We start from the raw sequence: 21,866 nt of genomic DNA on the forward strand, positions 1-21,866 counted from the left end.
CACACCTTCCAGCTAGCCGCCATTTCACTATGTATTATTGCGTCTTCACTGTCTTTCCATATTCACGAACAATATCAAATTTACTATCATCAGATTTAATATATCCTTCATGGGAATATACTTCTTTAATGATTTTACGGCCTTCCTCATTTTTTCCAATTTCAATGAAAGCATCTTGTAATTTCTTACTCCACTCTGCATCTAAATCCGAGCGTACAGAAATTGTATCGTTCGGAATTTTCTCAGTAAATTTCACTATTTTCGTTTGATCAAATATATTCGGATAATCTTTTTTTACAATATTACGAGCATCTTGGAATACAACAGCTGCATCTACATCACCATTTAAAAGTGCAATAAGTGACTGATCATGGCCTTTTAATGTAACAGGTTTCACATCCTTTAGCGGATCAATTCCCTCTTTTAATAGAACAGCTGCAGGCCATACATATCCTGCTGATGATGTTACATCTTGATAACCAATTTTTTTACCTTTTAAATCTTTTACACTATTTATATTAGAGTCTTTTTTAACAACAAACTCAGATTTATAATAGTCTACTAAATCTTTTGTAGGAGCTCCTGTTTCATCCTCTACTCCAAAACGTTGTGCTTGCAAAATTACATTAGCAGCCTTCTTTTCATGTGCTAACACGTACGCTGTTGGCGGTAAAAACCCTACATCTACTTGTTTAGATGCCATCGCTTCTACAATTGTATTGTAGTTAGTTGAAATACTAACTTTTACCGGAATATTTAATTTATCGCTTAATAGCTTTTCCAATGGTTTTGCCTTCGCCTCTAGCGTATCCGCATTTTGAGAAGGAACAAATTGAACATTTAAGGTCTTTGGTACATAACCTTTTTTCGTATCTTCATTTTTACTTGCACTTGATTCTTTCGCTCCGCAGCCACTTAATAATCCCGCCGCTAGTACAACTGTTGTACTCATTGCAAAAACTTTTTTCAACATATTAATGCCTCCATTTTTCTTGTTATGAAATAAGCTTCCGTAAACATGAAGAAATATATCACATATTTTGATGCACAATTTGTTATTTACAGAATCTTTACACATTCTATACATTCACATCAAAATTCACTTCACATATTTGATATGATGAATTGGAAGATAACAATAGAAAAGGTGAGTCATATTGGAACAAAATCAAACTGTAACTTTAAACATCTTATTAACAAGCGATATACATGGCACTGTTTATCCCATTTACTACCAAGATAACTCCCCGGCAGAACTTGGTTTAGCTAAAATTTCTACTCTTATAAAAAAAGAACGTTCCCAAAATACAAACGTTCTTTTAATTGATAATGGTGACTTCATTCAAGGAACACCATTTACTTATCATTATGTTACATACGAAAAAAACAAAAAAAACCCAATGTCCTTATTAGCGAATTACCTACAGTATGATGCTGCAGTTATCGGCAATCATGAATTTAATTACGGGATGGACATATTAAATAATGCTGTGACTACTGCGAACTTCCCGTACCTATCAGCAAACATTTTAGATAAAAACATAAAGAAACCCTATTTCGGAAAACCTTATATAATCAAACAGATTGAATCAAATATAAAAATTGCTATTTTAGGGGTAACAACACATTACATCCCAAATTGGGAACAGGCCCATCATATTAAAGATTTACTATTTGAAGATGCATTAGAGACTACAAAAAAATGGGTTTCTTATATTCACGAACACGAGAAACCAGATTTATTAGTCGTAGCCTATCACGGTGGATTTGAAAGTGATTTACAAACCGGGGAACCGACTGAAGTGTTAACAGGTGAAAACCAAGGATATGCAATGTGCCAGGAAATTGAAGGCATAGATCTTTTACTAACAGGTCATCAACACCGAGACATTTCTCACACAATGGCTAACGGTGTAACAATTTTACAGACCGGATGCAATGGACACTCAGTTGGAAAAGTAAAAGTAACATTCGAAAAAATGAAACATAAATGGGTGAAAAAAGAGAGTTCTTCTGAATTATTATCTGTACAAGGGGTTGCAGCGGACCAAGATGTACTTTCATTGGTAGCCGATTACGAAGAGAAAACACAAAAGTGGCTTGATCAACCTATTGGAATTATTGAGGGGGACATGCAAATTTCAGATGCTATGCAAACTCGTTTGCATGATCATCCTTTTATCGAGTTCATAAATAAAATACAGATGGATATAGCTAATGTATCAATTTCTTGTACAAGTTTGTTCCATAATACATCTCCAGGCTTCCCAGAACATGTAACAATGCGTGACATCGTTTCTAATTATATTTATCCAAACACATTAAAAGTAATTAGAATAACTGGAGCAGATATAAAAGATGCTCTTGAACTCTCTGCTTCTTATTTCACATTAAAAACAGATGGATCCATCATCGTAAGCCCTACCTACATAGAACCAAAGCCACAACATTATAATTATGATATGTGGGAAGGGATTTCATATGTATTAAACATTTCAAAACCAATTGGTGAAAGAGTAGAATCTTTACAGCATAAAAGTGCTCCTCTTAATATGAATGACGAATATGACGTTGTAATGAATAATTATCGTGCAAGTGGCGGGGGAAATTTCTTTATGTTTCAAAACAAACCGATAGTAAAAGATATACCCACTGATATGTCTGAACTTATCGCTAATTATATATTGGAACATAGAACGATAGAAGCAACCGTTAATAACAACTGGAAAGTTATTAAATAAGGATTTTTACAAATAAAAAAGATGGGCTTCGCCCATCTTTTAATTTAATTTTGCATTATCTTGCTTTTTTAAAGCTTTTAATTTCGTCGGTGTAACATCTGTACCTTCTTCGTTAACAACTTTAATACCTTTAAGTTCGTTTAACATATTTTGACGAAATCCTTTTAAATATTGTTCACGTAGCGATTGACGCTCACGTTGCTCTTCTTCAGTTAAACCTTCAGCTTTTGCTTTTTTCGCTAAGAAGTTAATGCGTTCAACGAGTTCGTGATTAATCATCTCGAATCCCCCTTCTAATCAAAACTGATTATTATCATACAATAGTTACTCTTCTTTATCAAGCAATTGCTTCGTATACTCTACATATCTACGATGTACAGTCGCCTTTGAAACATTATGACCAAATCCACGTAGTGTTGCTGCAATTTCTTCAAACGTGAGTTCACTTTTTCGCAAACGTACAATTTCCTCAATTGGCACTTCTTTTTTCTCTCTTCCTACACTTAAATGACGATTTTTTAAATTATTTTCTGGACGATAACCTTTTTCTACTGCACGTTGCATACCTCGTTTAATTTTCAAGTTATGAATCTTCCTTTGATATTCTTCAACAATACCAATAATATCTAATACCATCGAATCAGAATCCGACAATTGTAATTCACCATTATGTGTATGTGTATATACTTTTATGCCTTCTTTATGTAAACAATGCATTAATGCAATCTTCGCATTCCCTCTACCAAGGCGCGTTTCATCTTGTATAAGTAACACATCAATTTGTTCGTCCCGAATTGTATCTAACACCTCTAATATACCGTCACGTTCAATTGTATACCCACTAGCCTGCTCTTCAATCACCTTAGTAACATTCATTTGATAGCGCTCAGCTAAATGCAATAATTCATCTTTTTGACGTAATAATGATGTTTCTTGCGCTTCTTTCGTTGTACTCACACGTGCATAAATAATTGCATTCATTTTGAACCCCTCTTTCTCCCTATCATTTCCCTATAGTGTAACATAAATCTGCCATTTGTTCGAACTTATGTTTGTAGAATGTTTTTTCACATGTTATACTTATTAATAAGAAAAATGAAAGAAAACGAGGTGTTAGAAAACATGGAAAAGTTAACGAAACGCCAGCAAGACATTCTCGACTTTATTAAGCTAAAAGTACAAGAAAAAGGATATCCACCTTCCGTACGTGAAATTGGTCAAGCAGTCGGCCTCGCTTCTAGTTCTACAGTGCACGGACATTTATCACGATTAGAAGAAAAAGGATACATTCGACGCGATCCAACAAAACCACGTGCCATTGAAATTTTAGGCGAAGACCGAATGGATACGGAAACACAATCTGTTATTCAAGTTCCAATTGTCGGAAAAGTTACTGCTGGTTTACCAATTACAGCGGTCGAAAGCGTAGAGGAACATTTCCCACTTCCAGCTAGCATTGTTTCCGGAGCAGACCAAGTGTTCATGTTACGTATTTCTGGAGATAGTATGATTGAAGCTGGTATTTTCGATGGAGATTTAGTTGTTGTTCGCCAACAACAGTCTGCATATAATGGTGAAATTGTAGTCGCTTTAACAGAAGATAACGAAGCAACTGTTAAACGTTTCTATAAAGAAAAAGACCATTTCCGTCTACAACCAGAAAACTCTTCATTAGAACCTATCATTTTAAAACAAGTGTCAGTTATCGGGAAAGTAATTGGCGTATATCGTGATTTACATTAAAAATAACAAAAAGAAGATAATTACCTTATTTATATACGGTAATTATCTTCTTTTTGTATTTTGATAGATTTCCATGCACTCTATTTCTTATTAACGAGTTTCAATCGTGACATCTCCAGCAGCCGTTTTACCGCTAATCTTTTTACTACCATTTCCAATTGTTACGTTATTATTTTCTTCATTAAAAATTGTTACATCTCCGGCAGCACTTTGCCCAGTAATTACCGCATCTTGTGGTTTTTCCGATAAAGTAATATCTATATCTCCCGCAGTTGAACTTGCTTCTAGATTATACTTAGAATCATGATCTTGAATATTTATTTCCCCACTTGTTGTTTTTGCGGTCACTTTCCCTATTACTTTTTTAAAGTTCACCTCACCAGCTTTTGTAGATCCCTCCACATTCTTAGACGTTACTTGTTTCAGCTCTACTTCTCCAGCAAGTGTTCTAACACTTACACTATCACTTTTCACATCACTCATTTCGATTTGTCCAGCAGATGAATTTACTTTTACATCTTGATAAGAGCGTTCGGGCACAAGGAGAGTCAATTTAGACGTTTGGAACCTAAAATCGTAAAAAGAAAAATCAAATGAAGCACCTTTTTCTCTTTCCCCAATAATTTTTAATGTGTCACCATCTTCTGCAATACGAATCACTTGTTTACGTACATCTCCTGATTGCTTTACATAAAAAGAAGAGTCAGGAGATTTTTGGATAACAATATCTCCGGCATCTAACTTAACTTCTATATTTTTTAATGTTTCGTTTTTAATTACATCTTCTTTATCGCCTTTTTCAGCAGTTTGTACTGCTTTTTCATATGTTTGGGAAATTCCTATTACTCCAATAATGATACAAGCGATAGCGATTAAAAATAGTTTTTTCATCATTTACTCTCCTTTTATCATTTTGAAGTTCCATATTACGTATCGTACACACAATCTCTTAAACCACTTTGTACTATAAAAAGCGATAATACATAACAACAAACCTACTCCAACAAACGTTATACTAACGAAAAGATCCAACCATATAAAAGTACCCATAAATACTTTTCCAATAACGAAAAATGGTGTTACTACACTAGCAATACCACCAATCCAAAAAGAAAATATAAAAGCAATAATTGCGACTAACGGGCCTAACACAATAATAAAATTAAACAAACTAAGTCCAATCGCTGCCATAACAGCTCTTGTCACATTTGAAGTCGATGGATTTTTTTTCATTTCATCGAAGCGATACATCGCAAGTAATTCTTTTGCGATTACTTTCGGAGAACCAAGGCCCTGTATTATTTCTGATTCAGTTTTCCCCTCTTCTAGTCCAAACTGAAAGTGCTCTTCATAATCCAATAAAATATCTTGCCTCTCTTCCTCTGGTAACTTTCTAAGATAACTTGATAATTCTTTAAGAAACCCTTCTTTACTCATCCCATTCCACCCCTTCAATAATTTCTTGTACCCCTTTCGCAAAATCACGCCATTCTGTTACTAACAAATGAAATTGCGTCTCCCCTTGTTCTGTTAATTGATAATATTTACGAGGTGGCCCTTCCGTAGATTCCTTTAAATACGTTTGAAAATACCCTTCTTTCGTCAAACGACGTAACAAAGGGTATACTGACCCTTCCGATATTAAAAATTTATTAGAGATTTGCTGAACAAGTTCATAACCGTAACTATCTTTACGTTTTACAAGTGCTAATACACAAAGTTCAAGCACACCTTTTTTAAACTGAACGTTCAAGTGCCATCCTCCTTCCCTATCTCAGTACTGTTCAATACACGGTACCTGATTTATCCATAATATACCACTTAGTATTATTTATTGCAAGGTACTAAGCTATATTTATTCCCTAAATTTAGAAAGCGAACTAACGAATCCCTGAATAAGACTGTGTTATAACTAAGCATCCTTCAAGGTTTCATTTCATTTACATTAAATATTAGACTTCATTCACTCTTTCCTCTTGAAGAATCCACCACAACCTTATTCACTATAGCTAATGAGAAAAAGCCCCAATACTTATCGGTATTAGGGCTTTTTCTCATTATTATATATTAATTGAATTTCTATTTGAGAACCTACATACGCGACAAATAATTTAATATCATATTTTATTTCTCATCCCCGTTTCCCAATATTTTTTGCTTAACATCTGATAAATCCTTTGACAACGAACTAAATGCTTTTGCTTGTTCTTCAATGACCTGTTGATTTTTTTCAATAACTTTTTGATATTGTTCTTCGCGCTGTTCATTCTTTTTTTGCATAGTAAACAGCATCCACACAAATAAAGCTGCGAATGCTCCTTGTTGAATCATTGAATTGAAGATTTGTTCTTCCATCGTTCTCATCTCCTTTTCAAAAATTAAAAAGAATCACACGAGTGACCCTACTCTAATATCCTTATCTCACATTAAAATGTTCTTCTTTTACCCATGTATTTTGTCCAATATCGATATAACCATCTTTTCTTGCAAAAATCCCATATGGATAAGATCCATCTACATTTCCTTTATAATTTCCATTTGGACCATCATATGTGTTAATACCATAACCTGCTGGATATTTTGAATAAGCATGGAACCACTCTACTTCAAAGTGTTCTTCTTTTGCCCATGCTTCCCAACCTAGGCACAACATATTTTCATTCCCACCATACCAAGCAGCATCTATAATTAAATATGGCATTTTTGTATTAATGACATGACCTGTGAACCAGGCATCTTTTCCAGGGCCACTATATAAATTGATACCCGATCCTTCTGGGTATTTAGACGTTGCGATACCTAGCCCTTTTGGTTGTAGTGGTTTATTAGAAGGATCTGTTGTACCACCACCGTCTCCTTTTCCTAAGTAATCTAATGGATTCACAGCATTACTCTTATTAACGTTCCAAGACCCTTTATGCAATTCAAAATGTAGATGTTGACCAGTAACTTCTCCCGTGCTACCCATAACTCCAATAGTTTGTCCTTGCGTAACATAATCACCTTCTTTCACCGTTCGAGAACCGCTACGCATATGAGCATATACTGTTTCCCATGTAACCCCATCAATAGTGTGCACAATCATAATACATTCACCATAACTAGATGAAACATAAGAACGACTAACTCGTCCGCTAGCCGCTGCATAAATCGGATGATAACCCGATTCAGCCAGATCTATCCCATGATGATCTGGTCTACTCCCCCTAAAACCACTTGTTACTCTCGTTGTATCGGTTGGATAAATAAATTTCGCCATAATAATCTTCCTTCCTATTTATAAGTGATATAAAAAGGCACTTAAAAAAGCACCCTTTCATAACATTTTTTCTTTATATTTAAATTTAATATTTATAATCGCAGAATAAGAAACCCTTTGTTATTACCTTACATTAAAATGTTCTTCTTTTACCCATGTATTTTGTCCAATATCGATATAGCCATCTTTTCTCGCAAAAACGCCATATGGATAAGATCCATCTACATTTCCTTTATAATTTCCATTTGGACCATCATATGTGTTAATACCATAACCTGCTGGATATTTTGAATAAGCATGGAACCACTCTACTTCAAAGTGTTCTTCTTTCGCCCATGCTTCCCAACCTAGGCACAACATATTTTCATTCCCACCATACCAAGCAGCATCTATAATTAAATATGGCATTTTTGTATTAATGACATGACCTGTGAACCAAGCATCTTTTCCAGGGCCACTATATAAATTGATACCCGATCCTTCTGGGTATTTAGACGTTGCGATTCCTAGTCCTTTTGGTTGTAACGGTTTATTGTCACCACCATCAGTTCCTCCGTTAAAATCAACATATTGCTTAACAATTTCAGAGTAGAAGAAATTCCCCCCATTTTTATATCGATAACCACCATTGTAGGCAACAGCGATAGGGTGACTATATTTCACCATAGCACCAGTTGTATTTCCGAGTGATGGAGCAACAACTGTTTTAGAATACAAATCTGCTACCGGTAATGAATGCTGTTTATTGTTAGAAGCTAACCAGCGAAGGTAAGCTCGTCCAAAATTATACGATTGAACAATGGCACTTAAATCTGTAATACCATTTTTCTTTGCATCATCAAAAGCTCCCTTTAAATGCTTTACTCCGTAATAAATTGAATCCTTAGGATTTTTAATTGTATTCATTGGCCAACCTTGTGATTCACTGGACTGCATAATATCGGGGGTTGTTTCAGAGTTCCCTCCACTTTCCACCATAATAATTCCAAGTACGTAAGGAACTAACTCAGGTACTCCTTGTGCGGAACATTCACTTTCTACCATTGATTGCCAACGTAACACTTGTTGTGGCAAATTCTTTGTTTTGACTGAAGCAGCTAATAAATTCATCATTAAACATCTCCTTATTTGCTATTATTTTCGCCTGTAAACCTACTACTTTACTAAATATAACCGGAAGCCAAATGCCCATTTATCTATAAAATCACTTCATGTTACTCACCTTCTTTCACAATAAAAAGAGCAACCATAAAAATAGTTGCCCTTTCGTCGAAATCTTATATTACTACTATAAATCACTTTTTCAATACTTTCTGTACACTGCATGTATCCTACAAAAAGGTAACATTAAAACCCATCTAAAAACTTGACAATCTTTCTTATTTCAGCATGTTTTCGGCGGATATAGCCTGTACTATAATGTAATTCAAACGCTATTTGTTCTAAAGTCATTCCATCAACATATTTCATTTTAAGTATTTGATGATCCAGTCCTGTAAACTTATTAATTAAAAGCTTTAAATCATACTCTTCATTCATCTTATAAGCTAATTCATATTCAATTACTTCAATTCGTCCTTCTACCTTAGCCCCTTCCGATTCAGCGTTTAATCGTACATTTTGCAAATCACCACTAATCCAACGCTTCAATTCGGCTTTTGATTTATCTAAGTTGTATTCTAAATAAGTAATTTCTTCTTCTAACTTCTTATAATCTTTGAGCCATTCGAACACTTACCGATTCACCCACTTCCGTTCTTTTTACAAAGTCTCTTAATACTAATTTAATAGAATGAATATGCTTATTAACTTTTTCAATCTTTATTACTTGTAAATTATCTTTCATTTTATAAACACAACCCTTTCCTAACATTTTTTTACCCTCTATTGATAAGTTCCTTACATCTTTAGAATTCAGATATTGTAATTAATTCCTGAATCCTTTTGAAAAAACTTCTAACAGTTCCCATAGAACTTTAAGAAATAAACTGAAATTACAAATGGTTCATACTTGATCCAAACATTCACTAATATCTTTATAATACTGTTCACTATGCATCGGGAATCTTTAAAGAATATAAATGTATTATTTTTTATTAAGGTAATATATTTCAAAATAACAAAATCATCTAACGTTTTTTCTTATGACTTATATTTATTTAACACTTCTTGTAATCTCTCACGCTCTTCATCAGTAGATTGCACGATTTTTCTTTCCTCTTCTTGATTTGTTGATTCATCATCTTTGTATAACCAATCAGGTACAATCTCTTTTCTATTTGAATACTTCCTACCTATCCCATTATATTTCTTTTTCTTGCTCATTTCGAAACGTCTATCTAGTATGGCCACATCAACTAATGTTTTAACTTCTTGCTCCTTCCAATTCCTCAATATAGCCTTAATGTAGTTCCATCTTGGTGCATTCTCATCAACGGCTTTATTAATTGCATGCTGAATTAATTCATCACTAAACAAATTACAAAAATCCCCCAACTCTGCAATTGCAATTTCACTTAACGGAATGCCCGTCCCCTTAATAAAGTTGCAACTTACTTTAACCTTCTCATTGCTGGATACACAAGAATCTAATTTATCAATATCATCATAATGATTAGTATTTTGTATATTAGTATTTCGTTTATTAGTAGTTATTCTATTAGTATTTAGTAGTGCTTGATTTTCCTCATATGGCTTTACCACATCTTGGTTTTCCACTTGTGGCATGTTCCTTTGTGGCGTTTCGTAAATTTCCGTATCCCACCTTGTAATTTTTTTGGTATTCCCATCACGAACAGGATAACGTTTTACATAACCTAATTCTTTTAATTCCTTAAAACCTGTACGGAGCGAATCTTCTCCATCCTTAGCATGTCGAGCTAATTCGCTAATATGAAAAGTCCAATCGTCTGGTAATGTAAGCGCATAGGCTAAGATTCCTTTCGCTTTCCAAGACAACCTTTCATCTTTTAAACCAGTATTATTTATAACGGAATAATTACTATCTTTTTTCACTCGAATAATTCCCATACTAGCCACCTCATAAATTCTCAAAAACGGTATTCAATGGTATACTTATCTAGAGATATTTTTTCTTATAGAATCCGCTGCAACGGATTCTTTTCTTATACATTCATTCAAAACAATTATGCTATCCATATCAATTTTCTCCTAAACCTCTCTTATTCCTCAAATTCAACATCCACTTGAATTTCGATATTCATAGGAATTTCTTGTGTTATACGAATCACATTTTGACTCACTCCTTTTTGAATAAGCTTTCTAACCTGCTCTTTTGCATCTTCTTTTGTTTTAAATTCACTGACAGTTGGTAGTCCTGCTAAACTGCTAGTAATGACTAAAATCTTTCTTTGCATGTTCTTTCCTCCTACTGAATTTCTGCCATATTTATTTGTGAGTTTTTAACTGTAATTTCTTCATTTAAAACAGTTGGAATTGAATATTCTTCATTAATAATTTGTATCGCTCTATCCAAATGATAACGTTTAATAGCTTTATAACTATTCACACCAAATTCCCGATGTAACTGACTATAAATATCTCTATATCACTTTCTTCTAAGGCCGATATCCTGATAAGAATTTGAATTTTTACCTCCCAATAACATAACACCTAACCTCTTTACAGCCCTTATTATCTCTTCACACTCAATAGCATAAAGCGGCGTATTTTCTCGCAATTCCTTCACCTCAGACTTAATCTCTTGTATCTCCTGAGTATGCCCTTCTAACGCAGCAAATGTTAACTTTAAAACCCCCATTGGATCCTTTGGCACATTTTGTTGATTTTGTATATACTGCTTCATTCGTTTGAACTCTTTCATAAATTTAATTTTCATTCCAACCGCTTCTCTAGTGGTATATCCCATAACAAGTAACGTGAATGCTTCTTCTGTTAAATCATATTTAGGGATCCGCCTGTTCTTTGAATTAACATAAGTGGACTCGTGAAAATTTTCTCCTCCAAACTCTTCATCTACATATACAATTTGTTTTCGAACTTCCTTCAAAACGTCGAAGTGATCTTTTTTGAATATCTTTGCAATTACCAAACTATCCGTTACTACTTTGCCATTAACTTCAAATACTAATGAACTATGTACTGATGAGTCAGTTAATTGCCCCATCCTCACCTCCTCCTCACTACTAATTTTGAACTATCTTTATTGTATTGAGATAATTTCGCACTACGCATAATTCGTTGCTTTCTTTTTACAGATTAACTAATTATCGAAATTTAATATAAATACTATAATATGAACCCTTTTATTAAGTCATTATTCAATAATTCGGTTATCCATTTTAAGCAATTCTCCTCCGATTTCAATTCGCTTCGTTTTCTTCAAATTCAAAAAGATATTCCAAATTATGTTCTGGAAAAAAAGTTTTCTTAATTTCAAAAGCTTCATCATAATAAAAACGAAATTTACCATTTATTTTGTCGCTCACTGTTGCGTGGCGAAGTTTCAGATGCGAAGAAATTTGTGTAATCATAATTCTTTTTCTCGCCATCTCTGCACGCAAATTCGGATACATCGACTCACCACCTATTCTATGTACGATATTGCGTTCATTTCCATTTAAATATAAACTCAATTTCGTATTTAGTCAACAAAAAAAACGTATTTAAATACTCAATTTCGTATACATTTCTATTTACTAACAAATTCAGTTAGGTTATGATATATACAGAAATACGCAATATCGTATACATTTTAATACGAAAGATGGTGAAAGTAATGAAAAAAGCAGAGGTTGTAACACGCTTAATAAAAGAAGCTGGCTATAGCAAAAGAGCCTTCGCCGAAAAAATAGGTCTCCCCCCCACAACACTGCAATCCATGTTATCAAGAGGGATTGGTAAAGCATCTGTTGATAATGTAATAAAAGTTTGTAAGGGATTAGGAATCACTACTGATGATTTAGAAAAACTCGCAACCCAAGAGGACAATACTGTTAAAGAAGAAGTTTCTATTTATGAAACCATCCAAAACGATCAATCAAATATTATTCATATTCCTATCATTGGTTCTGTAGCAGCTGGTACACCTATATTCGCTGAAGAAAATATCGAAGGCTATTTACCAATGCTAAGTACATTTTTAAACAAGCGTAAAAAGTATTTTTACCTTACTGTAAAAGGCACTAGCATGAATCTCGAATTCCCTGATGGTTCTTATGTTTTAGTAGAGGAAACTCCTTATGTTGAAAACGGACAAATTGCTGTTGTAAAAGTCAATGGTTATGATGCTACCGTGAAAAAGATTTCAAAATCTGGAAGCATCATTACTTTAATACCATTGAGTAATGACCCTATCCACGAACCAAAAACTTACGATCTTTCAGCTGAAGATGTAAAAATCATTGGTCGCGTTGTACAGGCAGTAAAGAATTATTAAGTCATAGCACAAGTGATTTTTAAAAAAGATAAGATCGATTCTTTTGAAAAGATTTTCTTAGTAACATGATTCAAAATAACCAAAAACAATCCATTATCTAGTAGTTAACATATCCAATAACTTCACTAAAAAAGCCCTGATACCGTAGTATCAAGGCTTTTTCATTTCACAAATTATATAAAACTTACATTTATCTGATAATGTTTTTCTATGATATCACTACTTGTTATTAATTGTTGGCTTTTATGTGGCTGTTTTTCATTTTGCAACCATATAAAATTGTAATAATAGGGAATTAAAAAACCCTTGATACGAGTTGTATCAAGGGTTCAAGCCTCTTAGTATAGAGACATATATTGATCGCGTTCCCATTGGTGAACTTGTGTTCTAAAGATATCCCACTCAATCTCTTTCGCTTCGATGAAGTGCTCAAGTAAGTGTTCTCCTAGTGCACCGCATACTACTTCATTAGATTGTAATGTAACTAACGCTTGCGCTAATGTTGCTGGTAAGTCAACGATACCTGCTTCTTCGCGCTCTTCTTTTGTCATTACATAGATGTTACGGTCTACTGCAGCTGGTGGAGTTAATTTGTTTTTAATTCCATCAAGACCTGCAGCTAATAATGTAGCCATTACTAAATATGGGTTTGCAGCTGGGTCAACACTACGTACTTCTACGCGTGTACTAATACCACGAGATGCAGGGATACGTACTAACGGGCTACGGTTTTGTGCAGACCACGCTACGTAACAAGGCGCTTCATATCCAGGTACTAGACGTTTGTATGAGTTTACAGTTGGGTTTGCTATCGCTGTAAATGCTGGTGCATGTTTTAAAATACCTGCGATGAAGTGACGAGCATCATCACTTAATTGTAAGTCACCGTTTGCATTAAAGAATACGTTCTCACCATTTTTAAATAATGATAAGTTACAGTGCATACCTGAACCGTTCACACCGTATAGTGGTTTTGGCATAAACGTTGCGTGTAAACCATGTTTACGAGCAATTGTTTTTACAACAAGTTTGAATGTTTGAATGTCATCACATGAGCGAATTGCATTTGCATATTTAAAGTCAATTTCGTGCTGTCCTGGAGCAACCTCATGGTGAGATGCTTCAATTTCAAATCCCATTTCTTCAAGTTCAAGAACGATATCACGACGACAGTTTTCCCCTAGATCCATCGGCGCAAGGTCGAAGTATCCACCGTTATCGTTTAATTCTAATGTTGGATTTCCTTTTTCATCAACCTTAAATAGGAAGAATTCTGGCTCTGGTCCAAGATTGAAGTCTGAAAATCCTAAAGCTTCCATTTCTTTTAACACACGTTTTAAGTTGTTACGTGGGTCTCCATCAAATGGAGTGCCATCTGCATTGTAAATATCACAGATTAGTCGAGCTACTTTACCTTTTTCAGCTGTCCAAGGGAAAATTACCCAAGTGTCTAAATCAGGATATAAATACATATCAGATTCTTCAATACGTACGAAACCTTCAATCGAAGATCCATCAAACATCATTTTGTTATCAAGAGCTTTCGTTAATTGTCTCACTGGAATCTCTACGTTTTTAATTACCCCTAAAAGGTCCGTAAATTGTAAACGGATATACTTTACATTCTCTTCTTTCGCCAAACGGAAAATATCTTCTTTTGTGTATCTAGACATTATAAATTCCTCCTTAGTCCCTCTAATCGCCTTCAGAATCAGTTATCTTTAGTGAAAAAATCTTGAAATGTCACCTTGTCGCAATGAAGTTCGATTGAATCTACCTGTATGTTGTAGTTCATCTCGAAGTATTTTGCGAAGCTCAGTTTTTGAAATTTCTTTTGTTTCTTCTTTTACTTTCACTGCTTCTGTTTGATTTTCTTTCATTAGTAACACTTGCTTAATACCAGCCATATTCAAGCCTTGATCTAACAAATCTTTAATCTCTAACAACTTATCTACATCGTTAAATGAAAATAATCTACGATTCCCCTTTGTACGGGTTGGAGAAACAAGATTATGCTCTTCATAGTAGCGAATTTGACGTGCAGACAATTGTGTTAAATCCATAACAATACCAATTGGAAACAGCGGGGCAGAACGTCTATCTTCTTTCATTTTTCAGTTCCTCCTTCGCCTTAACTGCTTCTCATTTTATAACATGTTATGTTTAGTGTCAATAGATGTTAGCTTTTCTTACATGATTTTTTTATAAATTTTTTCATTCTTTTTTCTAATCGCATAAATCGTTACTTTTATACGAAAAAAGCTGCCGATATCGACAGCTCCCCTTTAAGAAATTGTTAATAAATTCTTTTCAATCAATTCATCAATCGCAGAACAAATCGCAATTTTAACATGCGAATACGTTAATCCACCTTGCACATATGCAACATACGGTGGTCTAATCGGACCATCAGCAGACAATTCAATACTTGCACCTTGAATAAACGTTCCCGCCGCCATAATTACATCATCTTCATAACCTGGCATATAGTTTGCATACGGAGTAAAATGCGAATTAATTGGAGATGCATATTGAATCGCTTGGCAGAAGGCAATCATACGGTCTTTATCATCAAATTGAACAGATTGAATTAAGTCTGTTCTTGGTGCATTCCACGCTGGTGACGTGTTCATTCCTAACTTTTCTAAAAACGCAGCTGTAAAAATTGCACCTTTCAGCGCTTGCCCTGCAACATGTGGCGCTAAGAAGAACCCTTGATACATTTCTTGCAGACTGTATAAAGACGCTCCAGCTTCCGCACCAATTCCCGGAGATGTTAAACGATATGCACACGCTTCAACATACTGTTCTTTACCGACAATGTAACCACCAGTTTTTACAATTCCCCCGCCTGGGTTTTTAATAAGCGAACCCGCCATTAAATCTGCACCAACATGACACGGCTCTTGCTCTTCAATAAACTCACCATAACAGTTATCTACAAACACAACAACATCAGGTTTAATTTCTTTAACAAACGCGATCATCTCTTTAATTTGAGAAATAGTAAACGATGGACGAGTAGCATAACCTTTCGAACGCTGAATACCGATCATTTTCGTATTACTATGAATAGCTGCTGCAACAGCTTCAAAATCAACAAGCCCACCTTCAGTTAGCGGAACTGCATTGTAACCAATATTATATTCTTTAAATGAACCTACACCTTTCCCACGCACGCCAACGATTTCCTCTAACGTATCATACGGTTTTCCAGTGATGTACAATAACTCATCTCCTGGACGTAAAATACCGAATAACGCTGTAGAAATAGCGTGAGTACCTGAAATAATTTGCGGACGAACAAGTCCAGCTTCCGCTCCAAACACATCAGCATACACTTTTTCTAACGAATCACGGCCAATATCATCATAACCATAACCTGTCGTCGGGATAAAATGCGAGTCACTAATTTTATGTTTACGAAAACTTTCTAATACACGAAACTGATTACTTTCAATTACTTCATCCGCACGTTTATGTACTTCTGTAATCTGACTCTCTACTTCTTTTACGATTGGAGCAATTTTTTCTCCATTTTTCAAACGATCAAACATTTTTATTTTCTCCTTCTTCCACTAAAAATCTCTTTAATTGCACATTAAGCGATGAATGAGTAAAAATATACCCTGCACAATCATATACAAATTTATCTTCCAGAAACTCCATCTTTGCTAATAGCGTTTCCGTCTTTAAAAGCGTTAATAACTTACCTTCACTCGGAGGGATTTCTACTCGATAACGATCCATTTCTTTCTTCATTTTCATTTCTATCGCTTCTTTTATACGCAATAAATCACTTTCTTCAAAAGCACTAGTCATTAAGAAATCACTTTTCGGAAACGGAATAAAGTTTTGATGTAATTCATCTTTTTTATTATATAACGTAATAATAGGAATATGATTAATTTCAAGTTCTGATAATAATCGTTTTACTGTTCTTTCATGCCCTATGTAGTTAGGATCCGCAGAATCAACTACATGTAAAATAACATCTGCTTCCCCCGCTTCTTCCAGTGTTGAACGAAAAGCAGCAATTAATGAAGTGGGTAAATCTTGTATAAAACCAACAGTATCAGTTAGTAATACTGTATAACCAGAAGGTAACGGCATCTTCCTCGTCGTTGGGTCTAGTGTTGCAAACAGAAGGTTTTCTTCAAACGTATTAGCTTCCGTTAATCTATTAAACAGTGTCGATTTCCCTGCATTTGTATAGCCTATTAATGAAACTTGAAATACTTTATTGTCTTTTCTTCTCTCACGATATCTTTTTCGGTGTTCCACAACAACTGCAAGTTGTTTCTTTATTTCATCAATACGCGATCGAATATGACGACGATCCGTCTCAAGTTTCGTCTCACCCGGTCCTCTCGTTCCAATACCACCACCAAGACGTGATAAGGACAACCCTTGACCCATAAGACGTGGCATTGTATATTGCAACTGAGCTAATTCTACTTGAAGCTTACCTTCCCTCGACTTCGCACGTTGCGCAAAAATATCTAGTATTAGTTGCGTTCGATCAATTACTCTCGCATCTAATACTGAGGATAAATTCCGAATTTGACTCGGCGTTAATTCATTATTAAATACAATAACATCCGGCTCTAATTCTTCAGTTAGCATTGTAAGCTCTTCTAATTTCCCTTTACCTATGTAAGTTGCCGGATGAAACTTTGGTCGTTTTTGCGTTGTTGAAACTAACACTTCCGCTCTCGCAGTCTTAGCTAGTGATGCAAGCTCTTTCATGGAATGCATAAATTTTTCATCATCATCTTGCGGCAATTGACAGCCTACTAATATGACTTTTTCTTTTTCTTCCATCAAATATGTTCACTCATCCTTTTCGAAATTTAAACCTTCTAATATAATAGCAGAGGAAGCACATTTCATCTAGTTAGCGGGGGAGAAAATTCATGGCATGGGAGATTTTTAGCATCATAGGCACAATCGCTTTCGCACTAAGCGGAGCCATTGTTGCAATGGAAGAGGATTATGATATTTTCGGGGTGTATATTTTAGGAATGGCAACCGCATTTGGGGGAGGTGCCCTTCGTAATTTATTAATCGGTTATCCGATTGTCGCGTTTTGGCAACAAGACATGTTATTCCAAATCGCACTTTTATCAATGACTATTATTTTTCTTTTTCCAAATAAGTTAATTAGACATTGGAAAAAGTGGGAAAATATCACTGACGCTATCGGCTTATCAGCATTTGCTGTACAAGGAGCATTATATGCTCAAAAATTAAATTTACCAATTAGCGCCACAATCGTGGCAGCTGTTTTAACTGGTATCGGCGGCGGTATCATTCGCGACCTTTTAGCCCGCAGAAAACCTCTCGTTCTTCGAGCTGAAGTATATGCCTTTTGGACAATTTTAGCAGGTTTCTTAATTGGCGCTCAAATTATTGTTAGCGATTGGGCTCTTTACATTTTATTCATTTTAATTGTTTGCTTCCGCATGGTTTCTATTCATTACAAATGGCATTTACCGCACAGACGTATCGAAACGAAAGAACGTTCAATGCATAAATAGCAATCTAACCTCTTTACATATCGTAAAGAGGTTTTTCTTTTCTAACGATTTTTTCTTTATATAATGTTTATACTAATTTTTAAAGTGAGGTGAATACAAATGACAAACCACGTTAATAAAGGAGCTCAAAAAAGTTCAGTAAACCAATTTGGACACGACCCTAATTCAGCACACGAAAAGAGCGCTAAAATGGAACGCTTCCATAAAGCGCACCAAGAAAAAGCAAAAAAAGAGTAAACGAACTTATACACAAAAATAGACGCACAGTTTATGTACTGTGCGTCTCCTCTTCGAGCATCAAATCCATACTCGATATTCCAATTAAATCATTTTTATCATACGTATCTTCTTGCAACAACCGCATCGCCTGTGTACGAATTGATTTTTCAACAATATTCCGTACATACCGCCCATTACTAAACGATGTAATTTGCGACGAATACTTCACCGCATGTAAATGATCCCTAAATTTCCATTCAGCTTCTTTCGATAACTGATATTCACGATCTTCATACATTCTCTTTCCAATTTCCAATAGCTGATTTACCGAGTAATCCGCAAATTCAATAATAAATGGAAAACGAGATTGCAGCCCTGGATTTAATGAAAGAAAGTGATTCATCTCTCTTGAATATCCAGCTAAAATCAATACAAAACCATGTTGTTTATCTTCCATATGTTTTACAAGCGTATCAATTGCTTCTTTTCCAAAGTCCTTCTCTCCTCCTCGAGCTAAAGAATAAGCCTCATCAATAAACAAAATACCTCCCATTGCTTTTTTTATTAAGTCTCTTGTTTTTTGAGCTGTATGGCCGATATACTCTCCTACAAGATCAGCACGTTCAGCTTCAACCAAGTGGCCTTTCGATAGAATATTCATCTCAAACAGCAATTTCCCTATCATTCTAGCAACAGTTGTCTTCCCTGTACCCGGATTCCCTTTAAACAACATATGAAGTACTTGCTTCTCAGACTTCAATCCCTTCTCTTGTCTTTTTTTATTCACATAAATCCAAGCATATATTTCTTTTATTATCTTTTTTATATCATCCATCCCAACAAGCTTCCCCATCTCTTCTTCAATTCTCTGCAGCATTTCATGTTTAATTGTAGTTTCATTTGAAATTACCGTTTTATTTTCTGTGGCTGGCAAAGAAATTTTCTTTCGATGGTTTAACACAATATTAATTTGATTGTTGTTTTTCTTTCGCATCGATTGTTCCATACAATCACCTCATTTTATCCCGCTATTTGCGGGCAGTAAGACTCCCACCTCGACATTCAGCAAACGCTTGGTATTTAAGCGGGAGATAACCGCCCGTAAATGCCCGATTGGTTCAACTAATAATCGCAGAGGATGAACAAAATCCCCACTGATTATAGTTTCACTTTATCCACTCACCAAATATTATTATTCCTGTCCCCCTTGTAAATGCCTATTTTCAGAAAAGTTTGCTATAATATAAGAAATAATTAAGGTGGTGGGACTATGGATACAACGGAATTCCATGATACAATACAAGCCTTTTCTATTTTTTTATTGAATAAAGGCCGAAAACCTTCAACTATTAAACGTTATGTTTATGACGTTGAAGACTTCGGACATTGGTTAGAAAAAAACAAAAAGCTCCCTTCCAGTAATATATGGGCTACACTTTGTACAAAAGACTACGAAGATTACTTTTCCGATTTAAAAACGAATCGACATTACTCAGAAAAAACGATGCATCGTGTATTTACTGTACTAAATAGAATGCATCACTTTCTAAACATTCCCAATCCATTGAAGAATATGGAAATATCTATTCAACCAGACCGTACACTTCGTAACGAAGATTTCATTTCACCTGATGAAGAAAAAAGATTAAAGTATATAGTCACTTCATTAGAAGGACTTTCAGAAAAACAACTTCCTGTGCGCCCTTTATTAATGGATCGCAATATCGCCATTTTAAATTTATTGATCGACTACGGTTTATCCTTACAGGAACTTACAGCATTAACAATGCATCACGTTCACTTTGAAACTAACACATTGTCAATCCCAGCAACCGCAGGTGTAGAAAGAACAATTACATTAGCAAAAGAAGACAAAAAACAACTATATAATTATTACAAAAGTATCCCAGAACCAGTTCGTCCTAAGTATCATAGTGATGATTCATTGTTTGTCGCATTTGATTTTAACCGCGGAACATACAGGTGGGTATATGAAAATGATGCACCAAAGGCATTAACGGAAATTGCTATACAAAAAATGATTCGCCTCGAAGTGGCTAGAGCCAATTTACGTAAAGGAATTTCAGGACAACATTTTCGTAACACCTATATTTTAAACTTAATAAAAAAAGAAACTCCTGAATCAGAAATTATAAAACTCGCTGGATTCAAATCAAAAATTTCATTAAAGCGATATTATCAATACGCAGAAAATAGAAAAAACGCCTTATTGTAAGGCGTTTTTTCTATTTTTTCTTTAAACAAACGATTTTACTATGACCATTTAACTAATTTCTGCATCTACTATGATGAGTTTCGTTCACATTTTCATGAGAAAGGAGAGATTTAATGTCTCGTTATAACGACAGTCAAAACAAATTCTCCAAACCATGCTTTCCAAGTAGCGCCGGACGAATCCCAAATACTCCATCAATCCCAATTACTAAAGCTCAACTTAGAACATTTCGTGCGATTATTATTGATTTAACAAAAATAATCCCAAAACTTTTCGCAAATCCATCTCCCCAAAACATTGAAGATCTAATCGATACATTGAACCTACTAAGTAAATTTATTTGTTCACTAGACGCTACTTCCTCCCTGAAAGCACAAGGGTTAGCTATTATTAAAAACTTAATAACTATATTAAGAAATCCAACCTTTGTAGCAAGCGCTGTATTTATTGAACTTCAAAATCTCATTAACTATTTACTATACATTACAAAATTATTCCGAATTGACCCTTGCACACTTCAAGAGCTTCTTAAATTAATAGCAGCATTACAAACTGCTCTAGTTAATTCTGCTTCGTTCATTCAAGGACCTACCGGACCTACTGGGCCTACTGGACCAGCAGGCGCTACTGGTGCCACTGGACCTCGAGGTAACACGGGCGCTACTGGACCTCAGGGACCTCAAGGTAACACCGGCGCTACTGGACCTCA

26 protein-coding genes and 1 pseudogene are annotated in these 21,866 nt (G+C 34.9%); 7 read left to right on the forward strand and 20 right to left on the reverse strand.

Annotated elements, in window-relative coordinates; genetic code table 11:
• Window positions 1-34: 34 nt before the first annotated feature.
• Window positions 35-973 (reverse strand): phosphate/phosphite/phosphonate ABC transporter substrate-binding protein, encoded by a 939-nt coding sequence (locus DN403_RS19690; protein WP_000915042.1) that lies wholly within the window; start codon window positions 971-973, stop codon window positions 35-37.
• Between the two features lie 184 nt (window positions 974-1,157).
• Here DN403_RS19690 and DN403_RS19695 point away from each other — a divergent pair, with 184 nt between their 5' ends.
• Window positions 1,158-2,741, forward strand: coding sequence for a bifunctional metallophosphatase/5'-nucleotidase (locus DN403_RS19695; protein WP_000437463.1), 1,584 nt, complete (start codon window positions 1,158-1,160; stop codon window positions 2,739-2,741).
• A gap of 39 nt (window positions 2,742-2,780) precedes the next feature.
• Here DN403_RS19695 and DN403_RS19700 read toward each other — a convergent pair whose 3' ends face one another.
• Window positions 2,781-3,020 carry a DUF896 domain-containing protein gene (locus DN403_RS19700; RefSeq protein WP_000607015.1) on the reverse strand — a complete coding sequence of 80 codons (240 nt, stop codon included), beginning with the start codon at window positions 3,018-3,020 and terminating at the stop codon, window positions 2,781-2,783.
• Between the two features lie 45 nt (window positions 3,021-3,065).
• A complete protein-coding gene (locus tag DN403_RS19705; RefSeq protein WP_000991471.1) occupies window positions 3,066-3,722 on the reverse strand; it encodes a YneB family resolvase-like protein in 657 nt (218 codons plus the stop codon).
• Between the two features lie 141 nt (window positions 3,723-3,863).
• On the opposite strand from DN403_RS19705, the gene lexA reads away from it, so the two are divergent.
• Window positions 3,864-4,484, forward strand: a complete 621-nt coding sequence (gene lexA, locus DN403_RS19710; RefSeq protein WP_000413739.1) for a transcriptional repressor LexA — start codon at window positions 3,864-3,866, stop codon at window positions 4,482-4,484.
• A gap of 90 nt (window positions 4,485-4,574) precedes the next feature.
• On the opposite strand, the gene DN403_RS19715 is transcribed toward lexA, so the two are convergent.
• The 12 genes and pseudogenes from DN403_RS19715 to DN403_RS19765 all read right to left on the reverse strand — a co-directional run bounded on the left by DN403_RS19715 (window position 4,575) and on the right by DN403_RS19765 (window position 12,299).
• A complete protein-coding gene (locus DN403_RS19715) occupies window positions 4,575-5,378 on the reverse strand; it encodes a DUF4097 family beta strand repeat-containing protein (RefSeq protein WP_000976234.1) in 804 nt (267 codons plus the stop codon).
• The gene (locus DN403_RS19720) at window positions 5,379-5,921 is read right to left on the reverse strand and encodes a DUF1700 domain-containing protein (protein WP_000031383.1); all 543 of its coding nucleotides are present in this window, start codon (window positions 5,919-5,921) and stop codon (window positions 5,379-5,381) included.
• On the reverse strand, window positions 5,914-6,237 hold the full coding sequence (locus tag DN403_RS19725; protein ID WP_001102628.1) for a PadR family transcriptional regulator: 324 nt from the start codon (window positions 6,235-6,237) through the stop codon (window positions 5,914-5,916). The genes DN403_RS19720 and DN403_RS19725 overlap by 8 nt, the downstream gene beginning before the upstream one ends.
• Before the next feature lie 371 nt (window positions 6,238-6,608).
• Window positions 6,609-6,839 carry a BhlA/UviB family holin-like peptide gene (locus DN403_RS19730; RefSeq protein ID WP_149185689.1) on the reverse strand — a complete coding sequence of 77 codons (231 nt, stop codon included), beginning with the start codon at window positions 6,837-6,839 and terminating at the stop codon, window positions 6,609-6,611.
• 61 nt (window positions 6,840-6,900) lie between these two features.
• Entirely contained in the window at window positions 6,901-7,743 is an 843-nt protein-coding gene (locus DN403_RS19735) for a M23 family metallopeptidase (RefSeq protein ID WP_001051376.1), read from the reverse strand.
• A 123-nt stretch (window positions 7,744-7,866) separates the two neighbouring features.
• Window positions 7,867-8,853 (reverse strand): lysozyme family protein, encoded by a 987-nt coding sequence (locus DN403_RS19740; RefSeq protein WP_033668930.1) that lies wholly within the window; start codon window positions 8,851-8,853, stop codon window positions 7,867-7,869.
• 237 nt (window positions 8,854-9,090) lie between these two features.
• On the reverse strand, window positions 9,091-9,477 hold the full coding sequence (locus DN403_RS19745; protein ID WP_000464432.1) for a hypothetical protein: 387 nt from the start codon (window positions 9,475-9,477) through the stop codon (window positions 9,091-9,093).
• A complete protein-coding gene (locus tag DN403_RS31230) occupies window positions 9,452-9,616 on the reverse strand; it encodes a hypothetical protein (protein WP_000900737.1) in 165 nt (54 codons plus the stop codon). The genes DN403_RS19745 and DN403_RS31230 overlap by 26 nt, the downstream gene beginning before the upstream one ends.
• Before the next feature lie 269 nt (window positions 9,617-9,885).
• Window positions 9,886-10,773, reverse strand: coding sequence for a DnaD domain protein (locus DN403_RS19750; protein WP_000511422.1), 888 nt, complete (start codon window positions 10,771-10,773; stop codon window positions 9,886-9,888).
• 152 nt (window positions 10,774-10,925) lie between these two features.
• Complete coding sequence (locus tag DN403_RS19755) at window positions 10,926-11,120, reverse strand: hypothetical protein (protein ID WP_001189066.1); 195 nt, start codon at window positions 11,118-11,120, stop codon at window positions 10,926-10,928.
• Between the two features lie 11 nt (window positions 11,121-11,131).
• Window positions 11,132-11,890: pseudogene (locus tag DN403_RS19760) on the reverse strand (ORF6C domain-containing protein).
• Window positions 11,891-12,086: 196 nt separating this feature from the next.
• Complete coding sequence (locus DN403_RS19765) at window positions 12,087-12,299, reverse strand: hypothetical protein (RefSeq protein WP_000283430.1); 213 nt, start codon at window positions 12,297-12,299, stop codon at window positions 12,087-12,089.
• Window positions 12,300-12,502: 203 nt separating this feature from the next.
• Here DN403_RS19765 and DN403_RS19770 point away from each other — a divergent pair, with 203 nt between their 5' ends.
• On the forward strand, window positions 12,503-13,162 hold the full coding sequence (locus tag DN403_RS19770) for a LexA family protein (protein ID WP_000708856.1): 660 nt from the start codon (window positions 12,503-12,505) through the stop codon (window positions 13,160-13,162).
• 338 nt (window positions 13,163-13,500) lie between these two features.
• On the opposite strand, the gene glnA is transcribed toward DN403_RS19770, so the two are convergent.
• From glnA to hflX, 4 genes are all read right to left on the reverse strand, one after another.
• Complete coding sequence (glnA, locus tag DN403_RS19775; RefSeq protein WP_016077367.1) at window positions 13,501-14,835, reverse strand: type I glutamate--ammonia ligase; 1,335 nt, start codon at window positions 14,833-14,835, stop codon at window positions 13,501-13,503.
• A 48-nt stretch (window positions 14,836-14,883) separates the two neighbouring features.
• Window positions 14,884-15,273: a transcriptional repressor GlnR gene (gene glnR / locus DN403_RS19780; protein ID WP_000656783.1), complete on the reverse strand. Its 390-nt coding sequence runs from the start codon at window positions 15,271-15,273 to the stop codon at window positions 14,884-14,886.
• 174 nt (window positions 15,274-15,447) lie between these two features.
• A complete protein-coding gene (locus DN403_RS19785) occupies window positions 15,448-16,719 on the reverse strand; it encodes a methionine gamma-lyase family protein (protein WP_000460287.1) in 1,272 nt (423 codons plus the stop codon).
• Window positions 16,712-17,986 carry a GTPase HflX gene (gene hflX, locus DN403_RS19790; RefSeq protein WP_000391414.1) on the reverse strand — a complete coding sequence of 425 codons (1,275 nt, stop codon included), beginning with the start codon at window positions 17,984-17,986 and terminating at the stop codon, window positions 16,712-16,714. The genes DN403_RS19785 and hflX overlap by 8 nt, the downstream gene beginning before the upstream one ends.
• A gap of 92 nt (window positions 17,987-18,078) precedes the next feature.
• Between hflX and DN403_RS19795 the strand changes: the two genes are divergently transcribed.
• Both DN403_RS19795 and DN403_RS31235 read left to right on the forward strand, forming a co-directional pair.
• On the forward strand, window positions 18,079-18,702 hold the full coding sequence (locus DN403_RS19795) for a trimeric intracellular cation channel family protein (protein WP_000312267.1): 624 nt from the start codon (window positions 18,079-18,081) through the stop codon (window positions 18,700-18,702).
• A 99-nt stretch (window positions 18,703-18,801) separates the two neighbouring features.
• Window positions 18,802-18,939, forward strand: coding sequence for a hypothetical protein (locus DN403_RS31235; RefSeq protein WP_000181505.1), 138 nt, complete (start codon window positions 18,802-18,804; stop codon window positions 18,937-18,939).
• A gap of 31 nt (window positions 18,940-18,970) precedes the next feature.
• On the opposite strand, the gene spoVK is transcribed toward DN403_RS31235, so the two are convergent.
• Window positions 18,971-19,927: a stage V sporulation protein K gene (gene spoVK, locus DN403_RS19800; RefSeq protein ID WP_000438196.1), complete on the reverse strand. Its 957-nt coding sequence runs from the start codon at window positions 19,925-19,927 to the stop codon at window positions 18,971-18,973.
• Window positions 19,928-20,191: 264 nt separating this feature from the next.
• Here spoVK and DN403_RS19805 point away from each other — a divergent pair, with 264 nt between their 5' ends.
• A complete protein-coding gene (locus DN403_RS19805; protein ID WP_000381624.1) occupies window positions 20,192-21,157 on the forward strand; it encodes a tyrosine-type recombinase/integrase in 966 nt (321 codons plus the stop codon).
• 113 nt (window positions 21,158-21,270) lie between these two features.
• Window positions 21,271-21,866: collagen-like repeat preface domain-containing protein (locus DN403_RS19810; RefSeq protein WP_149185690.1), on the forward strand; the 596-nt coding region annotated here is incomplete at its 3' end.

The sequence above is a fragment of the Bacillus sp. AY2-1 genome, from assembly GCF_008368965.1.
In the GTDB taxonomy this organism is placed as follows: Bacteria; Bacillota; Bacilli; order Bacillales; family Bacillaceae_G; genus Bacillus_A; species Bacillus_A thuringiensis_S.

Excerpts from the sequence above, each read along its gene's own strand:
- DN403_RS19690 (WP_000915042.1), bottom strand. The coding sequence starts at position 973 with ATGTTGAAAAAAGTTTTTGCAATGAGTACAACAGTTGTACTAGCGGCG.
- DN403_RS19700 (WP_000607015.1), bottom strand. The coding sequence starts at position 3,020 with ATGATTAATCACGAACTCGTTGAACGCATTAACTTCTTAGCGAAAAAA.
- DN403_RS19705 (WP_000991471.1), bottom strand. The coding sequence starts at position 3,722 with ATGAATGCAATTATTTATGCACGTGTGAGTACAACGAAAGAAGCGCAA.
- lexA (WP_000413739.1), top strand. The coding sequence starts at position 3,864 with ATGGAAAAGTTAACGAAACGCCAGCAAGACATTCTCGACTTTATTAAG.
- DN403_RS19715 (WP_000976234.1), bottom strand. The coding sequence starts at position 5,378 with ATGATGAAAAAACTATTTTTAATCGCTATCGCTTGTATCATTATTGGA.
- DN403_RS19720 (WP_000031383.1), bottom strand. The coding sequence starts at position 5,921 with ATGAGTAAAGAAGGGTTTCTTAAAGAATTATCAAGTTATCTTAGAAAG.
- DN403_RS19730 (WP_149185689.1), bottom strand. The coding sequence starts at position 6,839 with ATGGAAGAACAAATCTTCAATTCAATGATTCAACAAGGAGCATTCGCA.
- DN403_RS19735 (WP_001051376.1), bottom strand. The coding sequence starts at position 7,743 with ATGGCGAAATTTATTTATCCAACCGATACAACGAGAGTAACAAGTGGT.
- DN403_RS19740 (WP_033668930.1), bottom strand. The coding sequence starts at position 8,853 with ATGAATTTATTAGCTGCTTCAGTCAAAACAAAGAATTTGCCACAACAA.
- DN403_RS31230 (WP_000900737.1), bottom strand. The coding sequence starts at position 9,616 with ATGTTAGGAAAGGGTTGTGTTTATAAAATGAAAGATAATTTACAAGTA.
- DN403_RS19750 (WP_000511422.1), bottom strand. The coding sequence starts at position 10,773 with ATGGGAATTATTCGAGTGAAAAAAGATAGTAATTATTCCGTTATAAAT.
- DN403_RS19755 (WP_001189066.1), bottom strand. The coding sequence starts at position 11,120 with ATGCAAAGAAAGATTTTAGTCATTACTAGCAGTTTAGCAGGACTACCA.
- DN403_RS19765 (WP_000283430.1), bottom strand. The coding sequence starts at position 12,299 with ATGTATCCGAATTTGCGTGCAGAGATGGCGAGAAAAAGAATTATGATT.
- DN403_RS19770 (WP_000708856.1), top strand. The coding sequence starts at position 12,503 with ATGAAAAAAGCAGAGGTTGTAACACGCTTAATAAAAGAAGCTGGCTAT.
- glnA (WP_016077367.1), bottom strand. The coding sequence starts at position 14,835 with ATGTCTAGATACACAAAAGAAGATATTTTCCGTTTGGCGAAAGAAGAG.
- glnR (WP_000656783.1), bottom strand. The coding sequence starts at position 15,273 with ATGAAAGAAGATAGACGTTCTGCCCCGCTGTTTCCAATTGGTATTGTT.
- DN403_RS19785 (WP_000460287.1), bottom strand. The coding sequence starts at position 16,719 with ATGTTTGATCGTTTGAAAAATGGAGAAAAAATTGCTCCAATCGTAAAA.
- hflX (WP_000391414.1), bottom strand. The coding sequence starts at position 17,986 with ATGGAAGAAAAAGAAAAAGTCATATTAGTAGGCTGTCAATTGCCGCAA.
- DN403_RS19795 (WP_000312267.1), top strand. The coding sequence starts at position 18,079 with ATGGCATGGGAGATTTTTAGCATCATAGGCACAATCGCTTTCGCACTA.
- DN403_RS31235 (WP_000181505.1), top strand. The coding sequence starts at position 18,802 with ATGACAAACCACGTTAATAAAGGAGCTCAAAAAAGTTCAGTAAACCAA.
- spoVK (WP_000438196.1), bottom strand. The coding sequence starts at position 19,927 with ATGGAACAATCGATGCGAAAGAAAAACAACAATCAAATTAATATTGTG.
- DN403_RS19805 (WP_000381624.1), top strand. The coding sequence starts at position 20,192 with ATGGATACAACGGAATTCCATGATACAATACAAGCCTTTTCTATTTTT.